Genomic DNA, 16,821 nt, shown 5'->3' on the forward strand with positions numbered 1-16,821 from the left:
TTTAGGGATTGCGGTTGATCTGATTCCATGGAGCTTCGATGATTCGGAGCCCTGCCATGACCCTTGCCACCCTCGAAGGATTTGAGAAGCCGCGCCTGAAGGCGCTTCTGGAGCATTTCGCCGCGATCGAAGACCCGCGCGAGCCATGGCGGGTGGCGCATCCGCTGCCGGAAGTCCTGCTTCTGGTTGTCTGCGGCACGATCTGCGACTGCGACGACTATGGTCTGATTGCCGATTGGGGCGCGGCGCGTCTCGACTTCCTGCGCCGCTACTTGCCCTATCATCACGGCGTGCCGGGCGGGCGCTGGCTGACCATGCTGATGAACCGCATCGATCCCGGCCTGTTCTCGGCCGCCCTCACCTCATGGGTGCGCCAGACATGGCCCGACAGGCCGGACTTCGTCGCCATCGACGGCAAGACGTCACGGCGCAGCCACGATCGCGGCGCTGGCAAGGCCCCGCTGCATCTGGTCTCGGCCTTCGCCACCACTGCCCGTCTCGTGCTCGGACAGGAGGCCGTCGCTGACAAGAGCAACGAGACGACCGCGATCCCGGTGCTTGTCGAGCGCCTGGCGGCAAATGACGGCCTCAAGGGCACACTCGTCTCGATCGACGCCGTCGCCACCAACGCCGCCATTGCTACCACCATCAGGGATGCCGGCGCCGACTACCTGCTCGCCGTCAAGGCCAACCAGCCGACGCTCAGAGCCGAGATCGAGCGCTATTTCGACGACGCTCCAGCCGATTGCCTCGACAGCTTCGTCGATCTCGACAAGGGCCATGGCCGCATCGAGGAGCGCACCGTCACCGTCTCCCGCGAGACTGGCTGGCTCGAAGGCCAGCGCTGCTTTCCCGGTGAACTGCGCCTGCCAGACGCCACAACCATCGTGCGCGTCAGCTCGCGCACTGGACTGAAGGACAAAAGCCGCTTCGATACTTTATCGCCTCCGCCGAACGGGCCGCTCATGCCGTGCGCGGCCACTGGCTGGTCGAGAACGCTCTGCACTGGACCCTCGACGTCGTCCTTCAACGACGACCAGTCGCGTCTCAGAAAAGGCCACGGCGCTCTCAACATGGCCATCGTGCGCCATTTCGCTCTCAACCTCGTCAGGGCCGTCAGCGACAAGCGCTCCATCAAACTCAGACGCAAAAAGGCCGGCTGGAGCACTGACTACCTCGCCGCAATCCTCGGCGACCTACGCCGTTAACCTGGATTCGGAGCCCTGGGGCGCCCCCATGCCCAAGAAACTGGCCTACAAAGGCCTTGATCGCCTTCGCCCGACCAAGTGGAGAGTATTGAATACTTTCACTCATTCCGAACTCTTGGATCAAGAAGGCCATAAGCAAGGTCGGCTGTAAGGTTTGCGAGAACAAATGAGGCACCGAGCACTAGGAATATTCCCTGAAGAACTGGGTAATCACGAGCATTGAGCGCCTCCACCGTCAGCCCCCCGATTCCTGGCCAAGCGAAAACTGCTTCAACGGTGATGGCACCAGCAACCACGTAACCCAAATTGAGAGTAATCAAGGTTACGACCGGCAGCATTGCATTGCGAAATGCATGACGCATCAACATCTGACCATTGGTAAGTCCCTTGGCTCGTGCGGTCACCATGTAGTCCTCAGTCACTACGTCGCTCATCGCGGCGCGAGCGACCACGACGTATTGGCCAATGAGTCCAAGGCCACGGCGGTGACCGGCAGTGCGAGATGCCGTAGGTGATCGAGCAACGAGGCAACAGAACCGAGGGTAGCTCCGGGTGAATAGGCACCGTATCCCGGAAGCCAACCTAATGACGTACTGAAGATCACCACGAGGATCATGGCCAACCAGAAGGAAGGCGTTGAGTAAAGCAGCAGAGAGGTGCCGGTGGTTAGGTGGTCCGCGACTCCTCCTCGGCGCCAACCCGCGTAGACGCCAGCCATCACCCCAATAACGATTGCAATTAACTGAGCAACCCCGACCAGGAGGATTGTGGCTGGCAAGCGCTCCAAAATCAGGTCGGCGACATGCCTGCCCCTGAACTTGAAGCTGTAACCCAAATCACCATGGAGAGTTGCCGACAGGTAGTCGAGCGCTTGGTCGGGGAACAGGGGCCCGTCAAGACCCCAGTTCCGGCGTTGCGCCTCGATTTGCTCAGCGGATACGCTAGTGCGGGCTCCGCCCAGTAGCATCGCCGCAGGGTCACCTGGAATGATTCGGAAAAGTATAAAATTCAGAATCGCGACCATCAGAAGTGTCACAATCGCCCTGATGAGGATGCGCCAGATGCGCCGGCTCACCCCGCCTTCGTTCACGGCGCGGGCACCGGCTGCAGGCGATCAAACGGGAAATAGCCCCACATGGACACTATGTCCTCGGTCCCCCAGCCTTTGAAGCAGTCCTTCCGATGGGCTTCGAGCACGAAGGGGTAACACAGCATGATGTAGGGCGCTTCGGTGTAAATCAGACGCGACGCTTGGTCTACCAACTGCTGGCTCTTCTTGATGTCAGCGGTGACGTCGACCTCCGATAGCAACGCATCGAACTTCTCATTCTTCCAGTAAGAAGCATTACTTAAGCCGATGAGCTTGCTGTTACCCAAGCTGAGCAGATCGTGGGGCGTGGGAGACAACCAGCTTGCCGAAACAAGCAGGTCCCAGCCTCCGCCGCCATTTTCTGGTGCTGCAGCACGAGCGTTGAGTGCACCGGAGTCAAGCTGGCTCAATGACACGGGAATGCCAATTTGTCCCAGCCAGCCAGCGATAAGCTGCACCGCCGCGATCGGCATCTCCAGCACGCCCGAGACGGTTCCGGTGATCATCTGCAGCTGGAGGTTGTTTCCCTCCTTGTCTTCCCGCACGCCGTCCCCGTTTGTGTCCCGGTATCCTGCGGCATCGAGCCGACGGCCGGCCTCGGCGAGATCGAAGTGGCGTCTGATGTCGTTCAGATCCGAGTAGTAATCGGCCGCCAATGGCATCACAACTCCTAAGCCAGGGTCGGCGTGTCCGCGCATTGCTCGATCAACAATGGCTTTCTGATCGATCGCGTAGCCGATCGCATCGCGAAACGCCGGATCTTGCAGGGCCTTTGTGCTGCCTGCCCCCTTCTCGGACGCTGTGTTGAAGGCCAGATAATTCCGCTGCTCGACGCGCGATTCCCCAACAACGATGGCAGGATCCTTCGAAAGGTCATCCCACTGGGCAGCTGTCAAGCTGCTTCCGTAATCGAGATCACCGCTCTTCAACCCCTGAGCGATGGGATCCGCCACATTGAACAAGAACCAGATCATACCGGCCGTCGCCGGCTGCCCCGTGCGGAAGTGTGGGTTCGGCACGCTGCGGACAAACTGGCCCTGCTGAAACTCCTGGATAATCATTGGCCCCGTGCCCACCAGCGGTGGATCGTTGCGAAAGGTGCCGCGCGCATCGGCGTAGGAGACATCCTTCCAGATGTGCTCGGGGACTATCATTATGTAATTGTCGATGGGCCAGCGGGTCGGGGCCTTCGTCACGATTTGCAAAGTCTCGTCGTCAATGGCCACAACAGATTCGACTTGCTCCATCCCGCCAGTGTTATTTAAGCCGATATTTAGTTCGTCGGGCTTGCCTATGGAGCCAAGCAGATAGTTATAGGTGAACGCCGCGTCCCTCGCCGTCGCAGGCTGGCCGTCAGACCACTTCATCCCAGGCCAAATCTTGAACGTCCAGGTGAGCTTGTCATCGGCAACCGACCACTCTTTGGCAAATCCCTTCCGATCGGGATGGCGCTGGGCGTCCACGCCGACTAGATGGTCATATGTGTATGCGAAACCCGAGCCCCAACCGGCAAATGGGTTCATCGTGTCGGGGGCTTCGATTCCGCCGACTCGCACAACGCGATCGTCACAGGACGACGCGGCGAACGCTCCAGAGTTCATGACCCAAGCTGCAGCCGAACCCAAAAGCATTGCATTCACGACCTCGCGGCGGCTAAGTGTCCACTTGTACATAGTGCTCTCCCATCGATTCATTCGTGACATTCGGAACAGGCAAACGACGTAAACGCCTGATATTCCCATGAACCCAAAAAGCGGCTATTCCCCGTTATGGCTTCTTGTGTTGCGGTTGCTTGATCCGCGAGCCCCTCCACTATCTCAATCCTTAGCTTCTAGCGTGATCCACCTTTTGATTTGCTCACGCGGACTCAGAGCGAACAACAGGCCTGCCTTGCGACCAACCCCTTACCCATGCAAACTCAACCGTGGTGGAACCGATCCGCGTGAATCCAGCGCAGAAGAATGGAGATGTCCGAATCTTTCATCCGCATCGGTCCTCGGCGAAGACGCCGATGAATTGTGTTACATATTGAACCGACAATCATTTCACCCCACCTCGCGGCATCCTCCCGTCCATCGACGGAACGCTCCTCAGTCCTTCTCAGGCGACGTCGATAAAGTCCGGTACGAATACGGACTCTCCGTCCAACATCGCGGACATGTGCGCAGCTATGCCCGGCGCCGTCCAAGCGGCCGCTGTCAAAGCATCGATCGACGAAGGCCTATCCTCAACGATGCTGCGCACGAATTCGTGCACGAGATGGGCATGAGAGCCGCTGTGACCGCCTCCTTGGACAAACGACAGGTGCTTGCCGTCCGAAAACACGGCCTTGCGGGTGAACTGCGTAATTTCTTCCGGAAGCAAGTCCAGCCGATCAGGAGCTTGGGCCGACTCATGCACGATTTTGCGACCTCTGCCCGAGCCCGGCTGCGGGATCGAAAAGATCAAGGGATCTTCCTCTTCGATCTGCTGCCATTCAAAGCCGAGCTTTTCGCCGTAAATCGCAAATGATTCCGAATAAGGCCGTACGGTCTGGAACAGCGAGCGCGTTACTTCGACGGCGACATCACTGTCTTCCAAGCGGAAGATCGCCGTCTCGACAGGAAACGGGTTGCCATACCTACGCTGGCGCTCTTCCGGCAGACGGCCGGACCCGAAGCAGTGAACCTTGCTGATGCGCTTTTTGAGAAGACGCAGCACCGGCGAGATCGCGTGCGTCATGTAGTGGTGGGGCGGAAGACCATCCCAATAGTCCGGCCACCCCTCCATATCCTGCATGTGACCGCCGCGAGCGAAGGAAATCTCGCCAAACTCGCCCTTGTCGAAGCGGTTTTGGACCATCAGAAACTCGCGCGTGTAAACGGCGGTTTCCATCATCATGTAGTTCTTGCCGGACGCGCGCTGGGCGCGAATGATTGCCTCGATGTCCTCGAAGCTCGTCGCCATCGGAACGGCGCATGCGCAATGCTTGCCGGCAGTGAGGACTGCAATGGTCTGCTGGGCGTGCAGCGGGATCGGCGTCACCAGATGAACCGCATCGACTTCGTCATCAGCCAGAATCTCTTCCAGGCTTGCATAGCGTCTTTCGATTCCGAATCGTGAGCAGGCGGCTGTGAGCTTGTCGGCGTTCGAATCGCAGATACCCACCCATTCAACATCGGGATGGTCGCGGTAGATGGGCGCAAACTCCGCTCCAAACCCAACCCCGACCAAAGCCACTCGAAGCTTGCTCACCGTCTCCTTCATATCATCCTCTCGACATGAGTTATCGTTGAGGGGAACAATTAAACGTTTATTCCAAAAATAAAAGGTTTAATTGTGGATTTCTCGAATTTTTTTTTGCATAAGGTCATTCTGTCCAACGGGAGAAGGGCCTCGATGCCCGCTGCAAAGAATTCATCTGGTGTCCGGCCATCCATCCACAACGTTGCGGCCTATGCCGGGGTCTCGATCGCAACGGTTTCCAAGGTGATGCATGGCGACAAAACCGTGCGCCCAGAGAACGTGAAAAGTGTCCAGAATGCAATCGAAGCGCTTGGCTATCGCATCAATCCGCTCGCCGCCGACCTGCGTCGTGGCCGTCGCAATCTGATCGGCATCATCGTCCCGTCTTATGACGATCCCTACTACGCGTCCCTGATTGGCGCGCTCGAGCGGGAGGCGGAGAGGCGCGGATACGCACTTGCCGCAACCTCCAGTAGGAATTCGGAGAAGCGCGAACTGGAGCTAGTCGGCCGTATGGAAGACTGGCGCGTAAGCGGGGTTATTCTCGTGCCTGTCAAAAACGAGAACGGGCCCAGCGCTCGCGCGCTCAACGAAAGCGAGATGGCCGCTGTCTTCATAGACAACGTCACGGGCGGAAATGGCACGGAAACGATTGCCTTCGACTATCATGCGGCCATTCGTGATATCGTAGCCCAGACTGCCAGGCTTAGTCACAAACGGATCCTTGTGTCCGTGCAGGATCAGAAGAGCCAAAGCCAAATGCGCCTGGCATCCTACTTGGTCGAGCAGCTGAAAGCCGCTGTGCCTGGCGCTGATATTCAGGTGCTTCCGTCGCCCTCCCGGCGTGAAAAGCTCGCGGAAGCGCTGGCAGAGATTTTTGGATCGGCCGAGCGACCAACCCTTGTACTGTCGTTCTGCGAGCTGGCGATCACGTTATGCCTGAATGTCGCGCGCCGTCTCGAATGGCACGTTCCCGATGATCTGTCGCTCTTCTCCTTCAAACCGGCGGCCTGGATGCGTGCTATGGAGCCCGCCATAGGCGTTGTGCAACTGCCGATCGACAACGCAGCTGTGACAATTATGGACACCATTTTTCAGAAGATAGAGAATAATGCCACAGCAAGCCGCGACCGGCTCCTCCCGTGCAAAGTCGATTTTGGCCAGTCCATGACGACGCCACGTGAGCGGATCCGTCGCAAATTTGGCTGATTGCACGCGCGGAGCAGCTTGGTCACTGCGGGCGGCGGTCGACGTCAATATCGGGAACGGCAGCCAGTTCCACCAGCAGGTAAATCAATGTCTCAATGTCGGCAGCATATTGCGTAGCAGTGTGAACCAGCGCCAACGACTCCGATGACGCGCCTCTTGCTGACGCGAGGCCATGAGGTAATGCTAATCGCGCCGCAATGGCAATTAGCTCGGTGCCCTACAGCGGCCGCATTGCATCGCCGGAGGGAATCGTGCTCGCGGCCGTGTTGATGATATCCGACGAGTTCTGCCTGCCTCATCGTCGACGACGGCCTCAGCGTCCGTCAGCCCGCCTGAAACGCGTCATCACGGACAGCACCCATAGATATGCCGACCACACGTCAAGTCTGGGAGCTGGCTTGTGCGGAGGCGTCGAGTTCCTCCTCGGGGATATCGTCGAACGACGCGTAGTTGAGGTTGTAGAGCTTGGAGTAAAGTCCGGCCGCGGCCATTAGCTGGCCGTGGTCGCCGGTCTCGATCATCTGGCCGTTTTGAAGAACGATGATGCGGTCAGCGTCTCGGATGGTAGCGAGACGGTGGGCGATGACAAGCCCGGTGCGGCCCTCGAGGATTTTGATCAGGGCCTTCTGGATCAGCATTTCCGTGTAGCTGTCGATGTTGGCGGTAGCCTCGTCGAGGACGAGTATCTTGGCGTCGGCGACGAGAGCCCGGGCGAAACTGATAAGCTGGCGCTGACCGAGAGAAAGGTTGCCGCCGCGTTCGTCGAGTTGGGCTTCATACCCGTTGGCAAGGCTCATGATGAAGTCGTGGGCCCCGACCGCCTTGGCGGCCTCGATCACCTCGTCGCGCGTGGCTTCCGTCTTATGGTAGCGAATGTTCTCGAAGACCGTCCCGGTGAAGAGGAACGGCTCCTGCAGCACCATGGCGACCTGGCGGGCGAGCGATTCCTGAGTGAGGTCGCGCACATCATGCCCGCCGACCAGCACTTGGCCCTGCTGAACATCATAGAAGCGGTGGACCAGGGCCATCGCGCTCGATTTACCCGAGCCGGTCGGCCCGACCAAGGCGACTGTCTCGCCGGGATTGACCCTGAAGGAGACATTTTTCAGCACCGAACGGTTGGGATCGTAGCCGAAGGTGACGTCCCTGAACTCGACCGAGCCGTCCATTTCGGGCGAAAGCACCTTGGCATCCGGTTTGTCCTGGACATCGATCTTGACGTCGAGCACATCGGTCAGGCGCTTGCCTGAGGCCATGGCGCGCTGCATGATCGAATATTGCAGAGTGAGCGAGCGGATCGGATCAAAGAAGCGCTGGATGTAGAAAAGGTAGGCGACCAATACGCCCACATCGATGCGGCCATTCATGACCATGGAACCGCCGACCACGATGACAATGGCCATGGCGAGGCCGGTGAGGCCATCGACGATCGGCACCATAACCTGTGCATATTTGGCAGCGATCAGGTGAGTCCTGAGATTGGCATGGGCCTTGTCGTCAAAAAGAATGAAATTCACCTGCTGGCGGTCCATGGACTGGACGGTGCGCACGCCGTGAATGGCTTCGGCCAGCGCGCCGTTGACGACGGAATTAGTCTCGTGTGCAGCCATGAAGGCGTCGCGGGCACGCGGCAGCCAGACAATGCGGACGATCACCAGGACCGGCAGAACCGAGAGCGTCAGGAGGCCGAGGCGGAAGTCGAGCCACAGCATTACGAAAACGATGCCGAAGAGAAGCGCAACATCGCCTACGGAATATACCGAGGTTTCGAGGAATTCCTGTATGGAGTTGACGTCGCCTTGCAGGCGCGACATGAGGCGTCCGACCTCGGTCTTGTCCATGAAGGAGAGCGAGACCTTCTGCAGATGGGCAAACATGGCGCGGCGGATGTCGAACAGGACATTCTCGGCCATTTTCCCCACCACCGTTTCTTGTGTGTAGCCGGCGGCGAAATTGGTCAAAATCGCGAGAAGAAACGCGCCGACGGCCGCGAGCAGGGCGGAGCGATCGATGCCTCCCGGAGTCATGCCGTGGTCGATCGCGTAGCGGATGATCAACGGGATGAGAAGCTGCGTGCCGGTAAAGATCAGCAATGCGGCAACCGCGATGCGTCGGATGATGTTCTTGTCGAAAGCCCGGCCGAACATCTCCTCCTCGATACGGTGCGAGCCGACGACCGCGCGCGGAGGGCGTCTGCCGTCGCCACGCACGTGATTGCGTTCGTTTTCGAGTTCGCCGGCGAGCCCCTGGGCCATCAGCGCGCGCCCCCATACTCGGTCGCGATGTCATCACCCGGGCGCACCTGGAGATCGTAAAGGGCCTTATAGCGTCCTCGCTTCGCCAATAGCTCCTGGTGGGTGCCGCGTTCGATGATCTCGCCGTTGTCGACAAAAAGGATCTGATCGGCGTGCATGAGCGAACTCAGCCGGTGGGCGATGATGATCGTCACCCTATTCTTGGCGAAACGTCGCACCGCCGCGCGGATGCGCTGCTCGGTGCCGGCATCGATCGCGGCGGTTGAGTCGTCGAAAACGACGACCGACGGGCGCAGGATCATGGTGCGAGCAATCGTGAGACGCTGGCGCTGGCCGCCCGAGAGAGAGACGCCGCGTTCGCCCACGACCGTCTCGTAGCCTGCGGGGAGGCCGAGGATGTAGTTGTGGAGCTGGGCGGATTCGCTAGCGCGCTCGATCCGCTGTTCCTTCGCCCAGGGATCGCCATAAGCGATGTTGTTCTCGATCGTGGTGGTGAACAGGAATGCATCCTACTGTACGACCGCGACCGCCTTGCGAAGCGTCGCGAGAGTGACCTTGCGGATGTCCTGCCCGTCAAGCGTGATGGCGCCCCCAGTGACGTCGTAAAAGCGGGGGATCAGGTGAGCCATTGTGGATTTGCCCGAACCCGGCGGACCGACGATCGCGATCGTCTCGCCCCTACGGGCCTCAAAGTTGATATTCTTCAGAATCACGCGGTTTCCAGTGCTGGGGTATGCAAACGAGACATTGTCGAAGCGCAAAGTGCCTTCGCTGATCTCGAGGGGTCTGGCGTCGGGAGCATCCCTGATCGTGATATCCTGGTCGAGGAGACCGAAGAGACGCGAACCGCAAGTGGAAGCGCGGGCGAAGGCATTGACCATTAGCCCGATCTGGCGCACCGGCATTTGCAGGATCGTCATGAAGGTCAGGAACGTGGCGAGCGTCCCGACGCTGATCTCGCCGGCGATGATCTTGTTGCCACCGATCCAGAGGACCAATCCCATGGCGAAAAAGAAGGACAAGGTCATCGCCGACTTGTTGGGCACGTAGATGTCAACGCGGTCGTGGGCGAGGCCGAGCGCGCTCTTCGAGGCGCGGTCGAACTTCAGCATCTCGTAGGCTTGAGCCGCAAAAGCGCGGACCACGCGGATGCCTGCGAGATTTTCCTCCATGACGCGGCTTAGTACCGAAAGCCGCTCATGCAGGTCGAGCCAGGTGGCGCGCAGCCTAAGCTGTGTGGCCGATGAGCGCCAGGCGACAAAAGGCACGAAGCTCAGCGCGACCAGGCCGAGCATGGGATCGGTCGAGATCATCATGTAGGCGCCGATCCCGATCAGCATGGTGAGCAGGAGCACGCGAACGAGCGCGGTGGAAAAATACATCCGCACACCCTCGAGATCGAGCATGCCGATGGTGATCAGATCGCCTGAATGCACCCGGTCGTGAAAGGAAAAACTGAGACGCTGGATCTTCTCGTAACAAGCGAGCCGCAGTTCGTACGCGACGTGATGCCCGACCGCTTCGGCAAAATAGTTCTGCGCCATCGTGAAAAGGCCGCGCAGCGCGCTGACGGCGAGCAGCAGGAGAGCCGAAATCCAGAGCGCTTGTTCTCCCGCGGCCCCCGTGACACTGCCCCCGATGGCCGTCTGACTCTGGTCGACGGCCCGGCCGAGAAGCTGGGGAATGAGCAGCTGGAGGATTACCGCTATGAGTGTCGAGCCGATGGCGAAAGCGACCTGCCACGGGTGCCGCAAATTCATACGCGTAATGCGCAGCAGCGTGCTCAAGCCCGGCCCCAGCCGGCCGCTTCCACATGCGTGAACGAATTCAGAGGCTTCGTCGCGCTGCCGATAACATCACTGCTCACGGGTGTGTTCCAGAATAGATTTTGCGCCTTCTGAGGCAAGCGACGACTCACCATCAAAGCCGCCCCACATGCTAATCTTGGCTACCATCTGCAGCAGGGCCTAGCGGCTGATTGTGCCAAACGCCTCAACTTGCTGCCGAATGGCCTTCTCCGTGGGCAGGCGTTCCATCGAGCTGGCGCCATAAAAGCCGTGGCAGGTGCGTGTCCGGGACAGGACGTAGGCGGCATCCTCCGGCATAGAAATCGGACCGCCGTGGCACAGAACGATGATGTCGTCACGCACCGCCAGAGCAGCGTCTGACCATTCGTCGATATGGGCGACGCAATCGTCGAGGGTCAACGTGGTTTCGGCACCAATCGAGCCGCCGGTGGTCAGGCCGAGATGGCAGACGATGATGTTGGCGCCGGCCTTGGCCATCGCCGCCGCATCCTGGCTGGAGAACACATAGGGCGTCGTCAGCATGTCCTTTTTCGCGGCCCGGGCGATCATGTCGATCTCCAGCGCATAACTCATGCCGGTCTCTTCGAGGTTGGCGCGGAAGGTGCCGTCGATGAGCCCTACGGTTGGGAAGTTCTGTACACCGGCGAACCCCATCGCCTTCAACTGGTCTAGGAACAGGTCGGGCAGCATGAAAGGGTCGGTGCCGTTGACGCCGGCCAGAACCGGCGTGTGCTTGACCACCGGTAGCACCTCGCGCGCCATCTCAACAACGATGTCGTTCGCATTGCCATAAGCCATGAGCCCGGCCAGCGAACCACGGCCGGCCATGCGGTAGCGGCCGGAATTGTAAATGACAATTAGGTCTATGCCCCCAGCCTCCTCGGCCTTGGCCGATATGCCGGTGCCGGCGCCCCCGCCGATAATGGGCGTGCCGGAAGCGATTTTGGCTCTAAGCCTGGCCAGGATGTCGGCGCGGGAAAGTGAACTCATGGTCGGGTCCTAAAGCTGGGCGATATCGCGGAAATTGTGGATGAGTTGCTCGGCGAATGCGGGCTCGTTGAGGTGGAGGTCGAGTTCGATGAGCTCGCGGTTGGATGCCGCCTGCCAGCCGGATCGGATGGTATCGAACAGGGCGGCATCGGCCTCGGGATCGTGGAAGGGCTGGCCGGGGGCATCAAGGGCCGACACGCCGCCCAACGGCAGAAGGAAGCGGACCGGCCCCTGCATGCGGTTGAGTCGGGAGACGATGAACTCGCCGATCCGGCGGTTCTCCTCGGGGGTCGTGCGCATCAGCGTCACCTGGGCATTGTGCACATGCAGGCGCCGGCTGGAGAATTGACGTGGCACGCTGCCCATCGCGCCGAAATTCACCATGTCCACGGCGCCGACAGAGCCGACATAGGGCAGCTTCGTGCGAATGACCGCCCCAAAGCGATCCTCGGTCGCTGGAAAGACGCCGCCAATCAGCAGGTCGGGCACTTCGGTGGTGGTGACATCGATTAGGCCGGCGACCAAGCCGGAATCGGCGAGCTTTTCCATCGATTGTCCGCCCGTGCCAGTGGCGTGGAAGATATAGACCTCATGGGTCTTTTCCATCTGTTGGCGCACCATGGTCACGCAGGAAGTGGTGACGCCAAACATGCTCATGCCGAGGCCCGGTTTATCAGCCTGCGAAACCGGCACGGCATTAAGCGCCATGCCGGCAGCGGCGTGGGCGGCATTGCCGATGACCTTGCGCGATATAGCGTTGAGGCCGGCTATATCGACCACCGAATACATCATGGTGAGGTCGGTGGGGCCGACATAGGGCGCGGTATTGCCGGAGGCGACGGTCGAAACCATCACCTTCGGCACACCGATCGGCAGTGTGCGCATGGCCTCGGTGACGAGGGCCGTATTGCCGGTGCCGCCTAGGCCCAGTACCGCGCCGATATCGGTTCGGCTGGCGAGAAAACGCGTTAGTGCCTTGGCCATGGCGGAAACTGCCACGCCTCGATCGACGAGCCCCTCCAGCGCTTCCTTGCCATCGGGATGATGGGCAGCAACGACCGAGGCGGCGATATCCGCGTCTTCTCCAACCCCCTGCATGCCGACATCGACCAGCACTGGTTCTCCTCCAGCGTGTCGTACCTGTTCGGCGGCATAGCGCAATTCCAGGGCCTTTGTGTCCATCGTCCCCACCACATAGACCTTCGCCATATCTCCCCCCTCTCACTCGACACGCGCCATTATCTCGTTGTCACGGATAAACTGCTCGTTACATATTGCATATTCCTTTGAAGATTGTATATAGTGGAGGAAATTAGGAATTGCAAATGAACGCACCACGCCATCTCACCCTGCGCGAGCGCATCTACGAGGAGATCGTCCGGATGATCGTGTCGGGCGAATTGCCTTCGGGCGCCCCGCTGGATGAAAAGGCGCTGACCGAGAAGCTTCAGGTTAGTCGCACGCCGTTCCGGGAGGCGCTGGGTACTCTCAGCAAGGAGGGGCTGATCGAGATTAGACCGTATCGCGGTTTCTTCGTGCGTAGCTTCTCGCGCAAGGAAATCGACGGGCTCTATGAATTGCGCAAGGTCCTCGAATGTTTCGCGGTGGAACTAGCCGTGCCGCATATGAGCAACCACCACATCGCTGCCTTCCAGCGCATCCTAGGCAGCGCCGTCGATGCATTGCGACGTGGGGACATGCAGGATTATGGCAAATACGACCGAGAGTTCCACGAGATGATTGCCGAGCTTTCCGACAACGCTGCGTTGATTGAAACACTTGGCCGCCTGGCTTTGCAGATCCAGATCGGGCGTGTCATCGCCAACGAGAATCCGGACTTTGCCGAACAAGCTGCGCGCGAACGCGACCACATTCTGGCGGCCTTCCGGCTGCGCGACACGCGCGGCGCGGTGGCGCTGATGCACACGCATATTTCGGACGTTCAACGGGCTGTGCTGGCGCGTTTCGGCGAGGAGAGCGTGAGCAAGGAAGGCGGCTGAACTGCCTCCGTCGGACTTGCGGCCGGGCAGGCTCAAGTCCAGTGCCCATCTCGACCGCCCTCGTGACTGCGCCGCGAGTTCGGTTTCCACTGTGGCGCGGGTAGATTGACGGCGCCAAACAGGCCCCGAGGGAGAAGGCGAAGAATGGACGCCGAGAGTTTTGTGGCGCGAGCCAGTGAAGGCGAGCGGATGGAGACAGGCTGGGGGGAGCTGAACTGGAAGGTCACCGACAGCGTCATGGCAGGAGCCGAGATGACCTTGGGTACCTGCTATATTAAGCCGGGAGAGCGCAATCAGCTGCACTCCCACCCCAATTGCGAGGAATTCCTGCATGTCCTGTCCGGCGTCTGCGAGCATCGGCTGGATAACGTGACGGTGACCCTGAGGGCCGGGGACACCATTCGCATACCGCGCAATATTAAGCATTGGGCCCGGGCCATCGGTGCCGAGCCGCTCCTTGCGCTGATCATGTTTTCCTCCGGCAAGCGGCAGGCCGTCAATCATGAAGGCGACGGCGGCGGTGTAGCCTGATTTCTGAAAGTCGGCTGCGCCGCTTCCACCTACCACAGGCGTGATTCGCTGTGAAGACGGATGCCAAAGCTCTTGACCCTTCTTGGATATTGTATACTCTTTGGTAATAAGAATGCAGATCCAAGGCGGGAGTGAGCGCCTCAACACTGTTTGGACATTGCGCGATTACGGGGTGGTCGCGTCCGGGGAGTTGGCAACGGGCAGGAGGGGCGCGTTTCGATCGATCGGCCGAACGTCACATCGGCGCAGCGTGCCACCAGGATGCTGGAAAAGAATGGCATTTCCTTTGCCGCTACCGCGGCTAAGGCGATTTCGCGACATATGGTGCGCTGGAGTGGGGCGACGGCTTGAAAGCCCGTCAGAAGCCGGCGCGTTTGAAGGAAATTCAGAAGCAGCGAAGGGCCGAATTGGTCGGCAGGCTGTCTAAAGGGAGGAGATCATCATGCAGGTCAAGATGTCACGGCGGCGGTTTCTGGTTGGAACCGCGCAACTTGGGGCAGGGGCGGCGTTTCTCAGCCTCGATATCGCCCAGGCCTTGGGCCAGAACGAGGGGATTGGGCGCAGCCTGATCGGCGAACTCGAAGGCCCCGAGGTCATTACCGACGAGGCGGCTTGGCCAACGTCATTTTCCGAGGCGCCGGACTTGGCGGCTCGCGTGAGTGCCGGCGATTTGCCCCCGGTGATCGAGCGCATCGGCAAGCATCCGCTGGTCATCAAGCCCGTCCACGAGATCGGCCGTTATGGCGGATCTTGGCGGCGTGCCTTCACCGGTCCGGGCGACATACCCAATGGCGTGCGCAATGCTAGTGGACCGGACAATGTGCTGTTCTTCGACTATACCGCCCAGAACGTCGTGCCCAATATCGCCCGTGGCTGGGAAACCAGCGTCGACGGCAAGGAAACCCTCCTGTTCCTGCGCGAGGGCATGCGCTGGAGCGATGGCGAGCCATTTACGGCCAACGATTTCGTGTTCTGGTTCGAGGATATCTACCAGAACCGCGAGATCGTGGCGAGCGAGTCCGACGTTCTTTCGCCCAACGGCAAGCCCGGTCGAGTGGAGAAGGTCGACGACTACACCGTCAAGCTCAGCTTCGACGAACCCTATTCGTTCATCGTCGAGATTCTAGCCGGATACACCGACCTCGGTGGCAGCTCCAGCGCCGGCTCCTATGGCATGGGCCTGTTCGCGCCCGCTCATTATCTCAAGATCTTCCTGCCCAAATATGGCGACGCCGACAAGATCGCAGCCGACGCGGCGGCGGCCGGGTACGACAATTGGGTATTGTATTTCCACGCAAAATCCGATTGGGCGCTCAATCCCGACCTTCCCGTCGTCACCCCCTGGAAGGTCACCCGGCCAATCAATGAGGCTGTGTGGGAATTCGAGCGCAATCCCTACAGCGTCTGGGTCGATACCGCGGGCAACCAGTTGCCTTATATCGATAAGATTTCCTTCGGGCTGGCGGAGAACTTGGAACTGGTGAATCTGAGGGTGATCGCCGGCGAATATGACTGGCAGGAACGCCATGTGGATATCAGAAAGCTGCCGGTGCTGCTGCAGAACCAACAGGCCCAGAACTACAAAGTCTACATCGATCCCAGTGATCACGGTTCGGACCTGATGCTCAGCCTCAACCAGAGCTACGAAGCCGATTCCGAAATTGCCAGGTGGCTCCAGAACGTCAACGTGCGCCGCGCCCTGTCGCTGGGCATCGACCGTGACGAGCTCAACGAAATCTTCTTTCTGGGCATCGGGCAACCGCGCAGCATCGTTGCCGCCGACTCGAATAAATACAATCCTGGCGCCAAATACGGCAAACTATGGGCGACAAAAGACGTCGAGAAGGCAAATGCGCTGCTCGACGAAGCGGGGCTCACCAAAAGGGATGGCGCCGGATATCGCCTGCGCACGGATGGCAAGGGCCGCCTGACCTTCGAGATCGCATCATATGCCGGCGCCCTGCTGCCTTACGGAGAGATGTCGGAATCCATTCGCACCCAATGGCGGGTCATCGGCATCAATGCCAGGGTCACCGAAGGTGAACGCAATATGGTGGACACCAGGACTCGCAACAATGACGTGCAGATCTTCGCCTTCGTTGGCGACGGTTCCGACCATCTGTTCGCTTTTCCCTGGAACATCATTCCAGTCTGGGCAGGATCCCCTATTGGTCCCCTCTGGGGCGCCTGGTATGCCAGCAAGGGGCAGCAGGGTGTCGAACCCGATGCGGTGATGAAGGAAATCCTGGCAAAGTACACCGCGGCCCTAGTCGCCTCGGATGAGGACCGCATCCGTCTTGGCAAGGAAATCTGGGCGGCTCTCGTCGATAATGTCTACTGTATTGGCGGGGTCGGGCTATCGCCGGCTTATGGCGGGATACGTGTCGTGAAGAACACCATGGGTAACGTGCCTGCCCGCCAGTACAACGGCCCGGATGCAAAGACGTCCGCGCAGTCCCGGCTGATGTCAGTGTTTTTCAAGTAGTTCCGCGCCTCAACGTCAAC

The 16,821-nt window shown here is 59.7% G+C and carries 9 protein-coding genes and 3 pseudogenes; 5 read left to right on the top strand and 7 right to left on the bottom strand.

Annotated elements, in window-relative coordinates:
- Positions 1-56 precede the first annotated feature (56 nt).
- Positions 57-1,208 (top strand): annotated as a pseudogene (locus tag NKI17_RS32620) (ISAs1 family transposase).
- Between the two features lie 98 nt (positions 1,209-1,306).
- On the opposite strand, the pseudogene NKI17_RS32625 reads toward NKI17_RS32620, so the two are convergent.
- The 3 genes and pseudogenes from NKI17_RS32625 to NKI17_RS32635 all read right to left on the bottom strand — a co-directional run bounded on the left by NKI17_RS32625 (position 1,307) and on the right by NKI17_RS32635 (position 5,544).
- Positions 1,307-2,298: pseudogene (locus tag NKI17_RS32625) on the bottom strand (ABC transporter permease).
- Positions 2,295-3,971 (bottom strand): ABC transporter substrate-binding protein, encoded by a 1,677-nt coding sequence (locus NKI17_RS32630; protein ID WP_352907435.1) that lies wholly within the window; start codon positions 3,969-3,971, stop codon positions 2,295-2,297. The pseudogene NKI17_RS32625 and the gene NKI17_RS32630 overlap by 4 nt, the downstream one beginning before the upstream one ends.
- A 427-nt stretch (positions 3,972-4,398) precedes the next feature.
- On the bottom strand, positions 4,399-5,544 hold the full coding sequence (locus tag NKI17_RS32635) for a Gfo/Idh/MocA family protein (RefSeq protein WP_352907437.1): 1,146 nt from the start codon (positions 5,542-5,544) through the stop codon (positions 4,399-4,401).
- A gap of 132 nt (positions 5,545-5,676) precedes the next feature.
- Here NKI17_RS32635 and NKI17_RS32640 point away from each other — a divergent pair, with 132 nt between their 5' ends.
- Positions 5,677-6,732: a LacI family DNA-binding transcriptional regulator gene (locus NKI17_RS32640; RefSeq protein WP_352907438.1), complete on the top strand. Its 1,056-nt coding sequence runs from the start codon at positions 5,677-5,679 to the stop codon at positions 6,730-6,732.
- Between the two features lie 380 nt (positions 6,733-7,112).
- Here NKI17_RS32640 and NKI17_RS32645 read toward each other — a convergent pair whose 3' ends face one another.
- From NKI17_RS32645 to NKI17_RS32660, 4 genes and pseudogenes are all read right to left on the bottom strand, one after another.
- The gene (locus NKI17_RS32645; protein ID WP_352907439.1) at positions 7,113-8,987 is read right to left on the bottom strand and encodes an ABC transporter ATP-binding protein; all 1,875 of its coding nucleotides are present in this window, start codon (positions 8,985-8,987) and stop codon (positions 7,113-7,115) included.
- A pseudogene (locus tag NKI17_RS32650) lies at positions 8,987-10,854 on the bottom strand (ABC transporter ATP-binding protein). Before NKI17_RS32650 ends, NKI17_RS32645 begins: the two are co-directional and overlap by 1 nt.
- A 100-nt stretch (positions 10,855-10,954) precedes the next feature.
- Positions 10,955-11,785 (bottom strand): phosphoenolpyruvate hydrolase family protein, encoded by an 831-nt coding sequence (locus NKI17_RS32655; RefSeq protein WP_352907440.1) that lies wholly within the window; start codon positions 11,783-11,785, stop codon positions 10,955-10,957.
- 9 nt (positions 11,786-11,794) lie between these two features.
- Positions 11,795-12,994, bottom strand: a complete 1,200-nt coding sequence (locus NKI17_RS32660) for a Tm-1-like ATP-binding domain-containing protein (RefSeq protein ID WP_352907441.1) — start codon at positions 12,992-12,994, stop codon at positions 11,795-11,797.
- A gap of 116 nt (positions 12,995-13,110) precedes the next feature.
- Between NKI17_RS32660 and NKI17_RS32665 the strand changes: the two genes are divergently transcribed.
- The 3 genes from NKI17_RS32665 to NKI17_RS32675 all read left to right on the top strand — a co-directional run bounded on the left by NKI17_RS32665 (position 13,111) and on the right by NKI17_RS32675 (position 16,801).
- The gene (locus NKI17_RS32665; RefSeq protein ID WP_352907443.1) at positions 13,111-13,785 is read left to right on the top strand and encodes a GntR family transcriptional regulator; all 675 of its coding nucleotides are present in this window, start codon (positions 13,111-13,113) and stop codon (positions 13,783-13,785) included.
- Positions 13,786-13,929: 144 nt separating this feature from the next.
- Positions 13,930-14,316: a cupin domain-containing protein gene (locus NKI17_RS32670; protein WP_352907445.1), complete on the top strand. Its 387-nt coding sequence runs from the start codon at positions 13,930-13,932 to the stop codon at positions 14,314-14,316.
- Between the two features lie 442 nt (positions 14,317-14,758).
- Positions 14,759-16,801 carry an ABC transporter substrate-binding protein gene (locus tag NKI17_RS32675; RefSeq protein WP_352907446.1) on the top strand — a complete coding sequence of 681 codons (2,043 nt, stop codon included), beginning with the start codon at positions 14,759-14,761 and terminating at the stop codon, positions 16,799-16,801.
- Positions 16,802-16,821 lie beyond the last annotated feature (20 nt).

The sequence above is a fragment of the Mesorhizobium sp. M0816 genome (genome assembly GCF_040320005.1).
In the GTDB taxonomy this organism is placed as follows: domain Bacteria; phylum Pseudomonadota; class Alphaproteobacteria; order Rhizobiales; family Rhizobiaceae; genus Mesorhizobium.

Coding starts and splice junctions, on each gene's coding strand:
- NKI17_RS32645 (WP_352907439.1), bottom strand. CDS start 8,987: ATGGCCCAGGGGCTCGCCGGCGAACTCGAAAACGAACGCAATCACGTG.
- NKI17_RS32635 (WP_352907437.1), bottom strand. CDS start 5,544: ATGAAGGAGACGGTGAGCAAGCTTCGAGTGGCTTTGGTCGGGGTTGGG.
- NKI17_RS32630 (WP_352907435.1), bottom strand. CDS start 3,971: ATGTACAAGTGGACACTTAGCCGCCGCGAGGTCGTGAATGCAATGCTT.
- NKI17_RS32640 (WP_352907438.1), top strand. CDS start 5,677: ATGCCCGCTGCAAAGAATTCATCTGGTGTCCGGCCATCCATCCACAAC.
- NKI17_RS32655 (WP_352907440.1), bottom strand. CDS start 11,785: ATGAGTTCACTTTCCCGCGCCGACATCCTGGCCAGGCTTAGAGCCAAA.
- NKI17_RS32670 (WP_352907445.1), top strand. CDS start 13,930: ATGGACGCCGAGAGTTTTGTGGCGCGAGCCAGTGAAGGCGAGCGGATG.
- NKI17_RS32675 (WP_352907446.1), top strand. CDS start 14,759: ATGCAGGTCAAGATGTCACGGCGGCGGTTTCTGGTTGGAACCGCGCAA.
- NKI17_RS32665 (WP_352907443.1), top strand. CDS start 13,111: ATGAACGCACCACGCCATCTCACCCTGCGCGAGCGCATCTACGAGGAG.
- NKI17_RS32660 (WP_352907441.1), bottom strand. CDS start 12,994: ATGGCGAAGGTCTATGTGGTGGGGACGATGGACACAAAGGCCCTGGAA.